Source organism: Rhizobium sp. AQ_MP (genome assembly GCF_014237835.1).
Taxonomy (GTDB): Bacteria; Pseudomonadota; Alphaproteobacteria; order Rhizobiales; family Rhizobiaceae; genus Allorhizobium.
On record NZ_JACJVI010000086.1, the window covers coordinates 1 to 376 of the forward strand.

1 protein-coding gene is annotated in these 376 nt (G+C 66.5%); it reads left to right on the plus strand.

Going from position 1 to position 376, the window contains the following annotated elements; all coding sequences use genetic code 11:
- Positions 1-354 (plus strand): transposase (locus H6M51_RS24330; RefSeq protein WP_185812325.1); only part of this gene is annotated, 354 nt, incomplete at its 5' end.
- Between the last annotated feature and the right edge of the window lie 22 nt (positions 355-376).

The following is a 376-nucleotide window of genomic DNA, read 5'->3' on the forward strand; positions in this document are numbered from 1 at the left end:
TCCGTGCCAGGTGTGGGGCCAGCGACGGCGCGCACGCTTCTCGCCGAGATGCCGGAACTGGGCAGTCTTGACCGGAGGCAGATCGCCTCGCTTGCGGGGCTTGCGCCCTGGACACGACAATCGGGCGCGTGGCGGGGCAAGAGCTTCATCGGCGGAGGTCGCGGCAAGGTGCGGGCCGTGCTGTTCATGGCCGCCCTCGTCGCCAGCCGGCACAACCCTGTTCTCAAGGCCTTCCGAGACAGGCTCGTCGCTGCCGGCAAGCCCAAGATCGTCGCCGTGGTCGCCACCATGCGCAAACTGCTCACCATCCTCAACGCCATCATCCGGGACGAAAAACCATGGCAAAACGCTTGACTGCCAAGACAGTCGCTCCCCC